Origin of the sequence: Nocardia amamiensis NBRC 102102, assembly GCF_001612745.1 — a bacterium.
GTDB lineage: Bacteria > Actinomycetota > Actinomycetes > Mycobacteriales > Mycobacteriaceae > Nocardia > Nocardia amamiensis.
In genome coordinates this window covers 44,744-60,369 of the sequence record NZ_BDBA01000078.1, presented here as the reverse complement: position 1 = coordinate 60,369, position 15,626 = coordinate 44,744, and the positions used below count along the sequence as shown (strand labels likewise).

11 protein-coding genes, 4 tRNA genes and 1 pseudogene are annotated in these 15,626 nt (G+C 68.5%); 8 read left to right on the top strand and 8 right to left on the bottom strand.

Annotated elements, in window-relative coordinates:
* Together NA4_RS16455 and NA4_RS16450 are read right to left on the bottom strand one after the other, a co-directional pair.
* Positions 1-354 (bottom strand): annotated as a pseudogene (locus NA4_RS16455) (alpha/beta hydrolase); the annotation flags it as partial.
* Between the two features lie 31 nt (positions 355-385).
* Positions 386-1,147, bottom strand: a complete 762-nt coding sequence (locus NA4_RS16450) for a pyrimidine reductase family protein (RefSeq protein WP_067470497.1) — start codon at positions 1,145-1,147, stop codon at positions 386-388.
* A gap of 35 nt (positions 1,148-1,182) precedes the next feature.
* Between NA4_RS16450 and zapE the strand changes: the two genes are divergently transcribed.
* Both zapE and NA4_RS16440 read left to right on the top strand, forming a co-directional pair.
* Positions 1,183-2,199 (top strand): cell division protein ZapE, encoded by a 1,017-nt coding sequence (zapE, locus tag NA4_RS16445; protein ID WP_067470496.1) that lies wholly within the window; start codon positions 1,183-1,185, stop codon positions 2,197-2,199.
* A 92-nt stretch (positions 2,200-2,291) separates the two neighbouring features.
* Positions 2,292-3,044: an alpha/beta fold hydrolase gene (locus tag NA4_RS16440; RefSeq protein ID WP_067470495.1), complete on the top strand. Its 753-nt coding sequence runs from the start codon at positions 2,292-2,294 to the stop codon at positions 3,042-3,044.
* A 7-nt stretch (positions 3,045-3,051) separates the two neighbouring features.
* Here the strand turns inward: NA4_RS16440 and NA4_RS16435 are convergent, their stop codons facing one another.
* Positions 3,052-3,591 (bottom strand): GNAT family N-acetyltransferase, encoded by a 540-nt coding sequence (locus tag NA4_RS16435; RefSeq protein ID WP_067470513.1) that lies wholly within the window; start codon positions 3,589-3,591, stop codon positions 3,052-3,054.
* 160 nt (positions 3,592-3,751) lie between these two features.
* Here NA4_RS16435 and NA4_RS16430 point away from each other — a divergent pair, with 160 nt between their 5' ends.
* The 3 genes from NA4_RS16430 to NA4_RS16420 all read left to right on the top strand — a co-directional run bounded on the left by NA4_RS16430 (position 3,752) and on the right by NA4_RS16420 (position 7,867).
* Entirely contained in the window at positions 3,752-4,987 is a 1,236-nt protein-coding gene (locus NA4_RS16430; RefSeq protein ID WP_067470494.1) for a cytochrome P450 family protein, read from the top strand.
* A 58-nt stretch (positions 4,988-5,045) separates the two neighbouring features.
* The gene (locus tag NA4_RS16425) at positions 5,046-6,605 is read left to right on the top strand and encodes a flavin-containing monooxygenase (RefSeq protein WP_084497149.1); all 1,560 of its coding nucleotides are present in this window, start codon (positions 5,046-5,048) and stop codon (positions 6,603-6,605) included.
* 293 nt (positions 6,606-6,898) lie between these two features.
* Positions 6,899-7,867, top strand: a complete 969-nt coding sequence (locus NA4_RS16420; protein WP_174552956.1) for a LysR family transcriptional regulator — start codon at positions 6,899-6,901, stop codon at positions 7,865-7,867.
* On the opposite strand, the gene NA4_RS16415 is transcribed toward NA4_RS16420, so the two are convergent.
* A complete protein-coding gene (locus tag NA4_RS16415) occupies positions 7,834-8,868 on the bottom strand; it encodes a hypothetical protein (RefSeq protein ID WP_067470492.1) in 1,035 nt (344 codons plus the stop codon). The two genes, NA4_RS16420 and NA4_RS16415, sit on opposite strands and share 34 nt — an antisense overlap.
* 321 nt (positions 8,869-9,189) lie before the next feature.
* Here NA4_RS16415 and NA4_RS16410 point away from each other — a divergent pair, with 321 nt between their 5' ends.
* Positions 9,190-10,134 carry a hypothetical protein gene (locus NA4_RS16410; RefSeq protein ID WP_245671418.1) on the top strand — a complete coding sequence of 315 codons (945 nt, stop codon included), beginning with the start codon at positions 9,190-9,192 and terminating at the stop codon, positions 10,132-10,134.
* Here the strand turns inward: NA4_RS16410 and NA4_RS16405 are convergent.
* From NA4_RS16405 to NA4_RS16390, 4 genes are all read right to left on the bottom strand, one after another.
* Entirely contained in the window at positions 10,100-11,320 is a 1,221-nt protein-coding gene (locus NA4_RS16405) for a sigma factor-like helix-turn-helix DNA-binding protein (RefSeq protein WP_084497148.1), read from the bottom strand. The two genes, NA4_RS16410 and NA4_RS16405, sit on opposite strands and share 35 nt — an antisense overlap.
* A gap of 195 nt (positions 11,321-11,515) precedes the next feature.
* Positions 11,516-11,590 (bottom strand) — tRNA-Val (locus tag NA4_RS16400).
* 1 nt (position 11,591) lies between these two features.
* Positions 11,592-11,662 (bottom strand) — tRNA-Cys (locus tag NA4_RS16395).
* Between the two features lie 42 nt (positions 11,663-11,704).
* A tRNA-Gly gene (locus NA4_RS16390) sits at positions 11,705-11,777 on the bottom strand.
* 361 nt (positions 11,778-12,138) lie between these two features.
* On the opposite strand from NA4_RS16390, the gene NA4_RS16385 reads away from it, so the two are divergent.
* Both NA4_RS16385 and NA4_RS16380 read left to right on the top strand, forming a co-directional pair.
* Positions 12,139-12,210 (top strand) — tRNA-Val (locus NA4_RS16385).
* A gap of 1,150 nt (positions 12,211-13,360) precedes the next feature.
* Positions 13,361-15,610 carry a SulP family inorganic anion transporter gene (locus NA4_RS16380; protein WP_067470490.1) on the top strand — a complete coding sequence of 750 codons (2,250 nt, stop codon included), beginning with the start codon at positions 13,361-13,363 and terminating at the stop codon, positions 15,608-15,610.
* The last annotated feature ends 16 nt before the right edge of the window (positions 15,611-15,626 follow it).

Sequence of the window (15,626 nt, the reverse complement as noted above, 5' to 3'; positions counted from 1 at the left end):
GTCGGCCGGAGTCTGCGCCAGACGGGCCCGCATCGCCCCCGCGCGGAAGCTGCCGAGCACCGCGCCGCCCGCGTCGATGGGAGTCGAGAATTCGGCGCATTCGAGCACCAGCCCGGCGGGTGCGGGGCCGAGGCCGAGCAGGTCCAAGGTCGGCTGGGTGCATTCGCGCCAGCTGAGGTCGGTCTTGGGCAGCTCGGCGTTCGGCGGCGCCTGCGGCGCGGCGGAGGTCGTGGCGTTGCCCGCGACGGGCGGGCGCTGCACCGCGACACCGGGACGATCCGACGGCCCCGCGCCGCAACCGGCGGTGACGATCGAGAGGGTGGCGGCAAGCACGGCGGCCCGAGTCCAGCGCATTGCTACAGCCTGCCAGGTTCCGGCGCCTGTTTCATCGACGGGCCCACCGGGTGAGTATCGTGCCGTCGTCGTCGAGCAGTACGTGCGCGCGCGTCATGCGGGTGCGGAACTCGTGCGCGGACAGCGAGATTCGCCGCGCCGCGCCGCCGACCAGCAGCGGCGCGGTGGTGAGACAGAGCTCGTCGACCACGTCGGCGGCGAGCAGTTCCCCGAACAATTGCGGGCCGCCCTCGGTCAGCACACGCAGCAGGCCGCGGGCTCGGAGTGCGCGCAGCAGGCCGTGCGGTGTCACCGCGATGTCGCCGGCTTCGATCACCTCGGCGCCTGCGTCGGCCAGTCGTTGTTTGCGGTCGGCGGGCGCGGCGGTCGTCGTGATGATCAGCGGCGGTACCGGGGTGTCGGTGAGCAGCCGCGCGTCCGGCTCGAGTACCGCGCTGGCGGTGACCACCGCGATCGGCGGCGGCGCGCCGTCGGGATGTCCGCCGATGCCGCGTTCGTGGAAGACGCGGCGGCGACCGGGATCGGTGCGCGCTCCGCCGTAGTTCTCCGCGCGTGCGGTGCCCGCGCCGACCACGATCACGTCGGCCAGCTCGCGCAGCAGCAGGAACACCGTCTTGTCGGCGGGCGTGCCGAGCCCCTCGGAGAGGTTCCCGCTGGTTGCGGCGCCGTCGATGCTGGAGACGAAATTGGCGCGCACCCAAGGCGCGTCGAGCCGGGGCGGGAAGGCGTACAACTGCGCAAGGTCGTCCGGACTCAACCCTGTGAGCTGGATCGCATTGTGGCTACGCTGCATGAAACTAGATCACACCACGTCTTTAGGCTTCGGTCATGCAAGAACGCCTCGTCGATCGTCACCCGGAGGTTCCGGCCGACCAGCTCGTCGCCCAGATGGTGCCCCCGCCCATGTTCGACGAGGTGAGTTTCGCCTCCTACATCCCCGACCCGAAGGAACCGAGCCAGGCCGCGGCGGTCCGGCAGGCCGAGGAGTTCTCCGGGCAGGTCGCCGCGATCGGCAAAGCCGCGCGGCGCAAGAGCCTGTTCGGCAAGAAGAAGCAGGTCAGCGGCGCCGGGCTGTATCTGGACGGCGGATTCGGCGTGGGCAAGACCCACTTGCTGGCCTCGATCTTCCACAGCTCGCCCGCGCCCAAGTCCTTCGGCACCTTCGGTGAGCTGACCAATCTGGTGGGTGCGCTCGGCTTCGCGAACGCGCTGGAGCGGCTCTCGGGCAACAGCGTGCTGTGCATCGACGAGTTCGAGCTCGACGATCCGGGCGACACCATGCTGGTCTCCCGTCTGCTGACCGAACTGTCCGCGGCCGGGGTCTCCATCGCCGCCACGTCCAACACCCTGCCGGGCCAGCTGGGCGAAGGGCGCTTCGCCGCACAGGATTTCCTGCGCGAGATCAAGAAACTCGGGGCGATCTTCGAGGCGGTGCGCGTCGACGGGCCGGACTACCGCCACCGCGATCTGCCGCCCGCGCCGGAACCCACCTCGCCGGAAGTGCTGGCCGAACGCGCCGCGGCCACACCGGGTTCCACGCTGGACGAATTCGACGCGCTGCTGAAGCACCTCAGCACGCTGCACCCGTCGAAGTACGGCACGTTGATCTCCGGAGTGTCGTCGGTGTTCATCTCCAACGTGCACCCGGTCGTCGATCAGGCCGTAGCCTTGCGCATCGTGGTGCTCGCCGACCGGCTCTACGACGCCAGCGTCCCGGTCACGGTGTCCGGCGCGAAGCTCGACCAGATCTTCTCCGCGGAGATGCTCGAGGGCGGCTACCGCAAGAAATACCTGCGTGCGATCTCACGCTTGCTCGCACTGTCGCGGTTCGAGGTCGCGGCCTAGGCGAAGCGCGCGGCAGCTTCGACGGCTGCTGGCCTGCCGTCCCATCTCGGACAAACGTCCACTTCGACCGTACCGCGCACTACGATCCCGGCATGACGAAGTTCGAGACATGGGACGGCCTGGAGCTCGCGTACCGGGTTTGGGAGGGCGAAGGCATCCCGGTCGTGCTGCAACACGGCGTGGTCGCGGACACCAACGCGAACTGGATGAGCACCGGCGTGGTCGGCGCATTGCGATCCGCTGGACACACCGTGGTGTCGTTGGACGCGCGCGGCCATGGTCGCTCGGACAAACCGCACGAGCCGGGGCGTTACTCCTGGCACGGGATGGCCCGTGATGTGCGCGCGCTCTACGACGAGCTGGGCTTCGACGAAGTGGTCCAGGTCGGGTACTCGATGGGTGGCGTGATCTCGCTGCTGGTCGCCGCGACCGATCACCGGGTGCGGCGCCTGGCGGTCGGCGGTATCGGCTCGGGCGTGCTCGACTGCGGCGGTGTCGACCGCCGGGTGATCGACCTGCCCGATCTGCAGGCCGCGATGCGCGGCGACGGCGCGGGCGCCTCACGGAAGGCGATGATGTTCCGGGTGCTCGCCGACGCGGTGCATGCCGATCTGGACGCGATGCACGCGGTGGCGACCGGCCTGGACGACCGCCCGATCGGGGACCTGTCGGAGGTCACCGTGCCGTCGCTGGTCCTGGCGGGCGACAACGACCCGTTCGCCGCCGAACCCGAACGACTTGCCGAGGCCCTGCCGAACGGCGCCCTGGCCGTGGTGCCCGGCGATCACTTGATGGCGGTGCTGGCCCCGGCCTTCCACACCGCACTGGTCGGCTTCCTGCGGTGAGCCCGGCCTAGAAGACCAGACGCAGCACGTGGTCGTGGTGCGTCCGGTTGCCGACCGTGAACGTCCTGGTACCGACGACGGTGAAACCGTGTTTGGCGTAGAAGCGCTGCGCACGGACGTTTTCCTGGTTGACGCCCAGCCATACCCCCGGATAGCCCTCGGCCCGCGCCCACTCCAGCGCCGCCTGCATGAGCGCGGTGGACACCCCGGTGCCGTGATGGCCCGGCAGCACGTACATCTTGCTGATCTCGACCGCCGGACGCAGGCCGACCGCGCCGGCCACCGCCGCGTCCGCGGGATATCTCGCCACCAGCATCGCGTAGCCCACGATGTCGTCGCCTGCGAGAGCCTTCAGTACGATCCGCGCCGGATCGCTGAGGTATTCGCCGAAACGTTCGCCCGACAGCACGTCGGTGACGAAGATCTCGATGTCATCGGGCGTCGCGTCCGGGGGGCACGCGAGCGGAAAGGTCGCGGCCGCAACATCACTGAGGGCCTCCGCGTCCCACAGCCCGGCCCGGTCGACGATGACTGGGAACTTGCTCATGCCTTCATCAGAGCACACCCGCCGCAGATCCACGCTGCCGGCGGCGATCGACCACGACGATCGTACGGATGGCCCGGACGCGAGGGCTGGCCCCGCAGCGGTGACCGGTGTCACCATCGAAGGGCCGCACCGACATCGCGAATGCAGGGGAACCGATCGCATGAGAGAACTGCCAGCGGATTTCTTTCGCACGCCGTACGCCTTCTATGAGCAGTTGCGTGCCGAAGGCCCGGTTCACCTGATCCGGTTGCGCACCGGAGTACGTGCCTGGCTCGTGGTCGATTACGCCGCCGCCAAGGACGTCCTGCGCCATCCCGACGTGCGCAAGGACCCGCACACCGCGGCGGGCGCCCACGCGCGGCAGGCGGCGGCGGGCAGGAGCGGGGTCACCGCGGCCAACCAGCGTCTGAGCCACCATCTGCTCAACGCCGACCCGCCGCAGCATTCGCGGCTGCGCAAACTGGTCACTCCCGCCTTCGCGCCCGCGCGGATGGAGGCTCTCGTCCCTCGGGTCGCGGCGATCGCGGATGATTTGCTCGACGCGATCGATCGCGCCGCGGGCGCCACCGGGGAGGTGGACCTGCTGGCGGAATATGCGTTTCCGCTGCCGGTCACGGTGATCTGCGAACTGCTCGGCGTGCCCGTCGAGGACCGCGCACGGTTCCGGGAGTGGTCGGCGGCCGTGGTGGACACTCCGATGTCCACACCGGAAGGGATGCGCCGCGCCACCGACGCCATCGTCGACTACTTCGACGGCTTGGTCGCCCGGCGCCGCGCGGAGGGGCTGGGCGAGGATCTGATCTCGCAGTTGCTCCTGGCCAGCGACGCAGGAGACCGCCTCAGCCATGACGAGCTGATCTCCATGGCGTTCCTCATCCTGATCGCGGGCCACGAGACCACGGTGAACCTGATCGGCAATACCGTGCTCGAACTGCTGACCGATCCGTCCCGCTACCGCGCTCTGCACGACGACCCGGCGGGCGTCCCGGCGTTGGTGGAGGAGATGCTGCGCTACAACGGACCGGTCAACATGGCGACCCTGCGCTACACCACCGCCCCGGTCACGCTCGGCGGCCGCGTGATCCCCGAAGGGGAGTTGGTGCTCGTCGCGGTGTCCTCGGCGAACCGCGACGAACGGCACTTCACCGCGCCCGCGACGTTCGACCCGGATCGCGCGGCGAACGGCCATCTCGCCTTCGGTCACGGCATCCACTACTGCCTCGGCGCGGGACTGGCCAGGCTGGAGGCCCGCATCGCGCTGACCCGGCTGGTGCGCAGGTATCCGCTGCTGCGCCTGGCCGCTGCCGACGCGGATCCGCGGTGGCGGGAGAGCATCCTGATCCGCGGTCTGCTCGAGCTTCCCGTCGTTCCGGCGAGTGCGCCGGCAATACGCTGAAGAGCGGTTTCGGCCGGCCGACTTTGCTGTGCGGCGCTGGCGACGTAGTCTCCTGCGCATGACAAGCGGAAGCCGCATCGGGATCGTCGGTGCGGGTATCGCAGGTCTCGCCTGCGCGAAAGTGCTGAACCAGAGGGGTTTTTCGGTCGAGGTCTTCGACCGCGCACCCGATGTCGGTGGCGTGTGGAGCGCGACCCGGCGATACCCGGGGCTGCGGACGCAGAACTCCAAGGACACGTATCACTTCTCCGACTTCCCGATGCCCGCGGACTACCCGCGCATCCTCGACGGTCAGCAGATGCAGGCCTACCTGGCCGCCTACGCCGCGCACTTCGGGCTGACCGGGAATCTGCGGTTGCGGACCGAGGTCGTCGCCGCCGATCCGGTGGACAGCGGGTGGTTGCTGGAAATTCGCGACGAGAGTGGTGTGCATCGGACCTCGTGCGACCATCTGGTGATCGCCAACGGCGTGTTCAGCGAACCCGCGATGCCGGATTACCGCGGCGCCGACTGGTTCCGCGCGGCGGGCGGCCGGCTGTGCCACTCCTCGGAGTTCCTCGATCTGGAATCGGTGCGCGGCAAGTCGGTCGTCGTGGTCGGCTACGGCAAGTCCGCCTGCGACATCGCCACCGCGGTGAGCGAGGTCGCGGCATCCACCTCGGTGGTGGCCCGGCGGGTGTTCTGGAAGATGCCGCGCAAGCCGGCCCCGGTGATCGACTACGAACGGCTGATGCTGACCCGTTTCGGCGAGGCGCACTTCCACCATCTGCGGCCGGGCTGGATGGACCGGTTCCTGGACGGGCCGGGCGAATCGGTGCGGATCAGCAACTTCGATCTGATCCAGGAACTGGCCACCAAACGCCTACGCCTGCGCGAACTCGGCCTGGTGCCGAGCGGTCGATTCGAGGAGATCGCCGACAGCACCATCAGCCTCGCCACCGAGGGTTTCTTCGAGCAAGTTGCGGGCGGTCGCATCGTGGTGCACCGCGACACGACGATCACCGAGCTGGGTGGCGGCCCCAAGGCCGCGCCCGCGGTGCGGCTGTCCACCGGCCAGGTGTTGCACGCCGATGTCGTGGTGTGCGCCACCGGTTTCCATCAGCGCGTGCCGTTCCTGACGCCGTACGTGCAGCGCCGGTTGACCGACGAGCACGGCAACTTCCGCCTGCACCGGCAGGTCCTGCCGCTGGAGGTCCCCAATCTGACCTTCGCGGGCTACAACTCGTCGGTGATCAGCACGGTCGGCGCCGAAGTCGGGGCGCACTGGACCGCCGCGTTGCTCACCGGCCGGCTGAACCTGCCACCGGCCGAGACGATGAACGAGCAGATCGACGCCCGGTTGCGCTGGATGGAGGACCGCACGCACGGCCGTCACGCGCACGGCACCGCGGTCATCCCGTACTCCATCCGGAACATCGATGAGATGCTCGCCGACCTGAAGTTCCGCCTGCCGCTGCGCACCCGCGCGAGCCAGTGGTTCCGCCGGATCAAGCCTGAGTCCTACCGCGGCCTCGCGACCAGGCGAAAGCCCAGCGCCGGACCCGCGATTCCGCCCGCGGCCCCGATCGATGCGGAACTGCTTCCGTACGAGGGCGACAGCGGCCGGGTCAGCCACTAGGTGACCGACCTCAGAGGTTGGCACGCAGCGGGCAGTTGAGCGCGGCGTGAGACTGCTGCTGCGGCTCCGCCTGGGCGCCTCCGGTATCGGACGTCGTGCCCGGCGAGGTGATCTCGCGGCGTTTCGTGCACCGAGTGCAGGAATGATGTGACTCTTGCAGTCCGGAAGTCGCGCACGGCCGGTGCCCGGGCAACCAGACATCGAGAGCGGGCATCCGCGGCGTCCTCGATGACAGGGGATTGCCCCGCCGGTCAATGTCGAGGGGCAGTCCTTGCCTTGGCGATAATCCAAGGGTGGAAGCGCTGGACATGAACCTGCTCGTCGCCCTCGACGCCCTGCTGGACACCAACAGCGTCACGCTCGCCGCACAGCGCCTACACACCTCGCCGCCTGCGATGAGCCGGACGCTGGCTCGGCTGCGTATGGTGCTCGATGATCCATTGCTCGTGCGGGCGGGCCGCACGCTGGTGCCGACACCACGCGCACTGGAATTGCGCTACGAAGTCAGCACTCTGGTCGAACAGGGGCGCGCGCTGCTCACCGCGCGCGACGACCTCGATCCGGCGGCGCTGCGCCGGACCTTCGCGATACAGGCCGGCGACCTGGTGGTCACCGAACTGGCCGCGCCGCTGCTGGCGGCGGCGCGAGCACAGGCGCCGGGCGTGACGCTGCGCTTCGTGTCCGACACTCTCGAGGGCGCCGCCGCGCTGCGCGACGGACGCGTCGATCTCCAGGTCGGCGTGATCGACCACACCGATCCGGAGACCACGGTGCGCCGGGTGCTCGCCGACCGGGTGATCGGCGTGGCCGCCGCGGACCATCCCCTGGTCACCGACCGCGTCACCGTCGCGGCATACGCGGCCGCCCGGCATCTGACCATTTCACGCGACGGACGCGCGCACGGCCCGATCGACGACCGGCTCGCCTTGCACGGCCGTACCCGGCGTGTGGTGGCTACCGTCCCGACGCTGACCAGCGCCCTTTTCGCGGTGCGTGGCAGCGATCTGGTCTGCTCGGCGCCCGCCTTGCTGAGCGCCGCCACACTGCCCGCGATCGGATTGGGCGCCTTCGAGATTCCGCTGCCGCTGCCGGAGATCGCCGTCGGGCTGGCCTGGCATCCGCGCAACACCGCCGAGCGTGGGCATCGGTGGCTTCGCGATCTGGTCCAGGAAATCCTGCTGCGCTCGGCGGCCGCGGCGCATCCGCCGAAACGGCGGAGCAAGACCGCTCAGGACGTCGGAGGTGGAGTGGACAGCCGGTAGTCGGTCGGCCTGCGCTGCGCGTCGCCGCGGTCGGACTGATATCCGTTCGCGGTCGAATCACCCGCTGGTGGACCGAAGATGTCGGAGCGCCCGAGCGGAGCCGCCGCCGTGCGCTTGAGTTCGTCGAGCATCGCCTGCAGCTTGTCGACGTGGTTGTGCTCGACCGGCGTGTGCTCTTCCTCGGTGGCGTGGCGTGCGCCGGTGAGACCCGTGACGGGGGTGTCGGGCGCCGTCCCGTTCCGGGAACCGCTGCGGTCCGCGCCCGGATCGGCGCTGGTGGGAGACGCGACAATGCTTTCGTACGCGGCGTTTTCGTGCTGCGAATATGAGGACGACGACCTGCTGGGGCCCGCGGTCGGCGCGGTGAAGGATGCGGGTTCCCGCGACACCGGTGTGGTGAACCGCGAGGCCAGCTCCTGTGCGGGGGGCGCGGTGAAGTTCGATGTCTGCTCGCGCGGCGCGGGCGGGGTGAAGTCCTGCCCGGACGTGTCCTTCGGTTCCAGCGCGGTCATGACGGGTTCCCGGGGCGGCGTGAAACCCGTCTGTGCCGAGGCGTACGGCTCCGGGGCGGCGTGCACCGGTTCCCGGGGCACTTCCGGTAACCGCGTGCCGTTTCGGGAACCGGCGAGGGCCCGGGAATCGCTCTTCCGCGTAGCGGGTTCCGGTTCACCGGCCTCGCGCTCCGGCCGGCGTGCGTTCGACCGTCTCGCACCGCCCAGGGCCGGGCGGTCGGGCGCGGCCGGGTCATTCGCGGCCGGGGCGTCGCCGGACTCCAGTCGTTCCACCCGAGTGTCGATGCCGGAAATATCCCGCCTGGCCTGGGCAGCCCATGCCTCCAGTGCGGCCAACCGAGCCTCGATGGTCTGTTCGTCGGGAACGGCCGACGTGCCGTCGATCCGGGCCGCTACCGCGTCCAGCTTCTCGCTGACCTCTCGGAGAGTCGACGCGATACTCGACAACATCGCGCCGATCGACTCGCCGGTCTGCTGACCGTGCTCCATGCAGTACCCACTTCCCCGTATCGGCCCAGCTCGCACTCGGCCGGACGATTCTATCCGCCCAGTTGGACATCCGCGGCTCGCGAAGAACCGGCGATACGCCGATCCGTTGACCTGATCGAATCAGCGTAGGCCCACGGTGTTACGTCCACGCACGCGGAGTACGCGCCGATCCTGTTTGTCCGGAAGCGAATCGACCGATCCCAGGTGTGGCGCACCCGAGCGCGGGGTACACGGGACTGGCAAGGTAGGCCAGTCTGACGCACTCTTGATCTATGGCGTGGGTCGCCAGGCCTGCGGTGGTTCGTGCAGGGGAGTGGTCGCGTGAGAACGAAGCAGCGGGCGGAGATCGCCTGCGGGCGCCGAGCGCTTCTCGCCGAGTTGGGTATCGGGGACAGCTCCGGCCGGGTGCGCGGGTCGTCGAAGGGCTACGCCTGCGGGTGTCCGGACTGTTCCGCCGCGCAATGGGATATGCAGCGGTTGAAGTACTGGCTGTGTGGCAGGTTGCTGGCCTACGGGGCCGACGAGGCGGAAGTGGATCGGCGCATCGGAACATTGCCCGTGGACGTCCACTGGCGCAAGGGCGATCGTGTATATGCGATCGAGATCCGCAGCGGACCGTTGGAGCGCGCACTCGCTCAGGAGCACACCGCACGGTTGCGCGCCGCCGGCTGCACGGACGTGCTCTGGCTGTGCCCGCCCGGTTACTGGGTACCGTATCTGCACGCGCTGGGGATCGCGGACTTCGCTCCCGCCACCTGCGATTACCGCGCGGTCACCGGTGTGCTGGACACCGAGCACGCGATGGCGGCGCCACGGCGCGAGCCGGTCGAGCTGCGTGAGTTCATCGCGGGCTGGGTGCGCGGCGAGTTCGTCTGGGGCTATCGGGACGAGAGGACAGGAGGCTGGGCCACCGTGACCGACTGGGAACACCACACGAGGACACAGGCAACGGTGATCGCCCGGCAGCGCCAAGAGCTGGTCAATCAGCGCACCACGCTGGCAATGGCCCGGAAGGCATTGCGGGACAAGCAGAAACACGTGGTGAAGCTCACCACGCGACTGGAACGCGCGGAGTCGGCGGTGCAGGATCAGGCCGACACCTTGGCCGCCGCCCAGCGCACGCTCGCCGACCATGACCGGCTGGACAAAGCGCTGCGCAACACCATCGCCAACCTCGAGCAGTCCATCGAACGCTGGCAGCTGATCACGGTCTGCGCGATGCTGCTGATCGTCACGTTCCTGGCCGCGGCGATGGTGGTGCGCTGAGCCGGAAGGGCGCTCGATCCCATCGCCATTCGTTGCGCAGCACCAGCGCGAGGAAGTCCAGCAGGTCCAAGCCGGTCTTCGCGCGCACCTCGCGCAACCCGGCCCAGTGCACCGGCCCACGCTCGACCAGGTCACGCAGCATCCGTTCGGTCGCCGCCTCGACCGGACGCGCGCGCAGTTCCGGGACGCCGATGCGGCTGCCCGTCCAGACCAGCCAGCCCCAGCCGTTGGCGTGCGCGTACGCGCGGCTCGCGGCCGCCTTCCGCAGGTTGACGTGGAATCCGAGGTGGCCGAGGGGCTCGACGTCGACGAGGACCGTCCGGCCGTCGGTCAGCCGGGCGACGATGCTGGGATGGTGCGACCGCTCGGCGCCGTCGAACTCGTAGCTGACCGCCGCTGGATGTTCCCGGAACGTCTCGACCAGGTCGCTCGCGTTGAGAATCCATAGCAACCTGGCTTCCAGGCCGGAGTCGAACGGCACGTCGCGGCCGACCTTGTCCAAGTAGAAGCGACCGCGCCCGTCGTCGTCGCTGTCCACGGTGCGCGCGGAGGCCGCGGGGATCGCGGCCGAGGACCCGGGACCGGGCCACTCGACCTGATCCAACCAGGGATTCAGCTGACTGGTCGCGCGCGGCTGCGCGTCCTGCAGCTTGGCCAGGCGCCGGTTGGTCTTCTTCTGCCAGGCCGCGATGCGCTGGGTGACGAATCCGGCGATGCGCTTCGCGTCCTCGGCCGCGTGCCCAGCCAGCCGCAGCTTCACGTATGACAGTTCGGTGGCGGCGATGTCGGTGTCGGTCGCGTACGTCTCCACCAGCAGCGCGCGCACCAGTTGCCGGTCGCGCGCGTCGAGTGGATACCGCGCGCCCAGCACGGCCGCGGCGCGGTGCCCGGACTGCTGGGCCATCCGGATCATCTGGCCCACCGCTTTGGTGTGCAGTTGCCGCACCCGGTCGCGGGACAGGTCGTAGCGGGCGCCGATGCGCGCCAGCGTTTCCGGCCGCTCGCCGCCGATCCCGAGCCGAGCCGTCAGCAGTTCGCCGTCCTTGGCCTTGCGATCGGCTCGCAGCGCGATCAACTCGGCGAGCACCTCGTTGACCTCTTCGAGTTCGAAGGAGATGTCGTCGCGCAGGTCGAGCGACTCGGGATCAGCGTCGTCATCCGGCGTGACCGCCACGCTGATCGTCACGCGACAACCCCCTGACTCGGCTCCGGCACTGTGCGCCACAGCGTATCCCCACCCACCGACAACCGGCCTCCGCCGCGGCGGGTACTCGATGTACATCAGGTCCTGCTCGGCAGAGCCGGGGAGCCCTGCGCAGCACGCGGACGGCGCAGAAACAAGAAAACCCCGGTAAAAACCGGGGCTGACCTGCTATTTCGGTGGTGCGCGATACTGGGATTGAACCAGTGACCTCTTCCGTGTCAGGGAAGCGCTCTCCCGCTGAGCTAATCGCGCGAGGTGGAGACGGGAATCGAACCCGTGTGCACGGCTTTGCAGGCCGTTGCCTCACCACTCGGCCACTCCACCGCGCAAGGGGGACGGCGTAATGTTGCCTGGCCCTACCTCTCGAGCGGATGACGGGATTCGAACCCGCGACCCTCACCTTGGCAAGGTGATGCGCTACCAGCTGCGCTACATCCGCATTTCACATCCCGGCGGCTCGTTTCCGGCCTCCGTGGTGCGAGACAGAACATTAGCCGACGCCAGGTGAAAGGTACAAATCCGCTGGTAGAACGCAGGAAATCGAGAACGTTGCGTGCTGTGACGGCGGTGGCCCATGTGGTTGGTGGGGGAAGGGAGGTTTCTGTATGCCATCGTCGGTCCGGCTGGCTCCCGGTCTGCGGCGCGGGACTGTCTGCGGTGGGGCGCCGGCGCATCTCCCGATTGCTCGTCTGCGCGCACGAGCCCCTCCTGTCCCGGTGGCGATTTGGTGAACCGCCGGTGGCGCGTGCTAATGTTTCGTCTCGTCCGGAGGGCATCCCCGCACCACCAGACGCAGGTCAGGTCTCATAGCTCAGCGGGAGAGCGTCCGCCTCACACGCGGAAGGTCGCTGGTTCGATCCCAGCTGGGACCACTCGATTGGCGAGACCGGTGCAGTGCATGACCGGTCTTCTCTCTTTCTCCGGGCCTTCGGCGGCCATGGGCGCCGAGGTCGAGTGGTAGCCATGTGCGGTCCGTCAGCCTTACACTTTCGCTGTGACGCAGGTCACATTTTGATAGCAGTTGCGATCAGTGCGACCGGAAACCTTTCCAGGTGCTTTGCGAAGTCTTTACTATCAGTCCGAGCTCTGCGTCACGGGTCGCGTCTGCTGAACCGAGGACCGTCCCGAGCTTCGCCCGCTGCTCGATTTCGATGCCAAGAACATGTTTGACCGATGAACCGGGTGTGGACCCGGCGAAGGAGAGAATATGTCCACCGACACCGATCCCGCACGACGGACGTCGCCGTACGCAGGCACGGTCGATCGACCGGCTGGAAGCGGCCGTGCCGATCCATCCGTCTCCGTTGTGATTCCTCGTGTCGCCCTACCGGTTTCGCTGAGAACCGTTGGTGCCGCGTGTCACCGTCGTAGTCCACATCGTCGCCGGACCGATCGGTGGTTTCATGCCCCAGGTCGGCGGACCGTGCCCGAGCTGTACCACGGTCGCCGCCGAGAGTCGCGTATCGCTTCGACTGAGCCGCAACCTCTTTCGCTGTCCACAATGGTGACGTGCCCAATGTGTGCAAACCCGTCGGCATCGGCATGTCGCGAAAACCGTTCATCATCAGGGATATTCAGCGGCGGTCAGCGGATCTGGGGCGGTGGACCCGGCGGGCGTGGTCAACGTCGAGTGTGGCTGGAGACGCCGCGCGCACATCCCCTCGTCGGTCCGAGGATTCAGGATGACACCAGCCGTCGATCTCGCGGTAGTGCTCGTGATCGAGGTCGTGGTGTGCGGAATCTCGCGGGCCCCAGCGCTTCTCGGGCCATGATCCGCGTCACGTTCTGTGCGGTGGATCACTGTCATGTCGACCATCGAACAGTGGGAAGCAACACACAATCTACCCACTTTCTCAGCCTTTGCTAAGTCTTTACTAATACACTTGTCCTCGTTTACATCTCGACTCATCGCTGTGTCGGGACTGCTTCACCGCGAGATGCCGGTTCGCGGTCTTGTGCCCTGCTGGACATGTTGATCGTCAACCGACCTCGGCGAGACAGCCGAGTCGGCGAAGGAGAGTCATGGCTATCGATCAGGATGTGGCCCCGCCACCGTCACCGCCCGTAGCGACGGGCCCCGACCCGAAGTCCGGACCATTACCCGACCGCGTCACGGACATCCTGCGCCACGATCTGCCTGCCTCGATCGTGGTCTTCCTTGTCGCGCTGCCGCTTTCGCTCGGCATCGCGGTCGCCTCCGGAGCCCCGGTCGCCGCGGGGCTGATCGCCGCCGTGATCGGCGGCATCGTGGCCGGGCTGCTCGGCGGCTCGGTCCTACAGGTGAGCGGCCCCGCCGCGGGCCTCACCGTGGTGGTAGCCGAGACCATCAACCAATTCGGCTGGCGAACAACATGTTTCATCGTCCTCGCCGCCGGTGTGCTGCAAATCCTCTTGGGGCTCAGCCGCGTCGCCAGGGCCGCACTGGCGGTGGCGCCGGTCGTGGTGCACGCGATGCTCGCCGGTATCGGCATCACCATCGCGCTCCAGCAGGTCCATGTGCTGCTCGGCGGTTCCTCGCACAGCTCCGCCTGGCGCAACATCGTCGAGCTGCCTGGGCAGCTGACCTCGCTGCACGGCGGCGGTGCGCTCATCGGCGCGGTCGTGATCGCGATCATGGTCGGCTGGAAGTACATGCCCGCCAAGGTCCGCCTGGTTCCGGGCCCCTTGGTCGCGGTCCTCGCGGGCACCGCGCTCTCCCTGGCGCTGCCGACCGACGCCGAGCGCCTCGTGCTGAACGGCTCGCTGTTCGACGCGATCGGCCTGCCCGCGATGCCGAGCGGCAACTGGTCGGCCCTTGCGCTGGCCATCCTCACCATCGCGCTGATCGCCAGCGTGGAGAGCCTGCTGTCCGCGGTGGCCGTGGACAAGATGCACACGCGCAAGCGCACCAACTTCGACCGCGAGCTGATCGGCCAGGGCTCGGCCAACGTGCTCTCCGGCCTGCTCGGCGGCCTGCCGGTCACCGGCGTGATCGTGCGCAGTGCGACGAACGTGCAGGCGGGCGCGCACAGCAGGGCGTCCGCGGTGCTGCACGGCGCCTGGGTTCTGGTGTTCTCGGTGGCGCTGGTGTCCGTGGTGGAGCAGATTCCGAAGGCCGCGCTGGCCGGTCTGCTCATCGTGATCGGCACCCAGCTGGTCAAGCTGGCCCATATCAAACTGGCCCGGCGTACCGGTGATCTGCTCGTGTACGCGGTCACGGTGCTCGGTGTGGTGTTCTTGAACCTGCTCGAGGGCGTCCTGATCGGTCTCGGGCTCGCCTTCGGCCTGCTGCTGTGGCGGGTGGTCCGGGTGGCGATCAAGGCGGAGCCGGTCGCAGGCACGGGACGCTGGCTGGTCACCATCGACGGCTCGGCCACCTTCCTCGCGCTGCCGAAGCTGTCGGCGCAGTTCGCCAAGATCCCCGCGGGAGCCGACGTCACAGTGGAGATGACAGTCGACTTCCTCGATCACGCCGCCTTCGAGGCCATCGAGGAATTCGCACGGCAGCAGGAGAACCAGGGCGGCAGCGTCGATTTCGTGGAGATCGGCGGCGCCAGGATGATGCACGCCACGGCGAAGCCGCCCGCGCGGAGCTTCGCCCGATCGGTCTGGGACGACGTCCTCGGTCCATGGCGCCACGGCAAGGAGCACGAGAACCCGGTCGCGGCGGGCGTCGCGGCCTATCACCGCAGCCACGCGCACGTCGTCCGGCCGCACCTGGACGAGCTGCGCGACAAGCAGGACCCGGATTCGTTCTTCCTGACCTGTGCGGATTCGCGGATCGTGCCGAACATCATCACCAACAGCGGGCCCGGCGACCTGTTCACGGTGCGCAACGTGGGCAACCTCGCGCCCGCCGAAGGTGACGCGTCGGTCGAGGCCGCGCTCGTGTTCGCGCTGGAGAAGCTGAACGTCCGATCGGTTGTGGTGTGCGGGCACTCCTCGTGTGGGGCCATGGCCGCGCTGCACTCCGGGGCCGAGGTCCCTGGAGTGGACGCCTGGCTCACGCATGCCCAGCCCAGCCTGGAGCGGTTCCACGCGGGCCATCCGGTGGCGCTCGCGGCACAGGAGGCCGGGTTCGGAGACGTCGACCAGCTCGGCATGGTGAACGTCGCGGTGCAGTTGGAGACGCTGGAGCGGCACCCTGCGGTGCGCAAGGCGATCAACGAGCGCGGCATCACGGTGACGGGCCTGTTCTTCGATATCGCCAGCGCCCGGGTCGTCGAGGTGACCGTGAACGGGATCGCGCACATCGATGACGCGGGACGCCGGCCCGCGGCCGAACTCGTGTGACCGATCAGACGAGTGA

Coding starts and splice junctions, on each gene's coding strand:
- zapE (WP_067470496.1), top strand. CDS start 1,183: ATGCAAGAACGCCTCGTCGATCGTCACCCGGAGGTTCCGGCCGACCAG.
- NA4_RS16380 (WP_067470490.1), top strand. CDS start 13,361: ATGGCTATCGATCAGGATGTGGCCCCGCCACCGTCACCGCCCGTAGCG.
- NA4_RS16415 (WP_067470492.1), bottom strand. CDS start 8,868: ATGGAGCACGGTCAGCAGACCGGCGAGTCGATCGGCGCGATGTTGTCG.
- NA4_RS16440 (WP_067470495.1), top strand. CDS start 2,292: ATGACGAAGTTCGAGACATGGGACGGCCTGGAGCTCGCGTACCGGGTT.
- NA4_RS16435 (WP_067470513.1), bottom strand. CDS start 3,591: ATGAGCAAGTTCCCAGTCATCGTCGACCGGGCCGGGCTGTGGGACGCG.
- NA4_RS16425 (WP_084497149.1), top strand. CDS start 5,046: ATGACAAGCGGAAGCCGCATCGGGATCGTCGGTGCGGGTATCGCAGGT.
- NA4_RS16450 (WP_067470497.1), bottom strand. CDS start 1,147: ATGCAGCGTAGCCACAATGCGATCCAGCTCACAGGGTTGAGTCCGGAC.
- NA4_RS16430 (WP_067470494.1), top strand. CDS start 3,752: ATGAGAGAACTGCCAGCGGATTTCTTTCGCACGCCGTACGCCTTCTAT.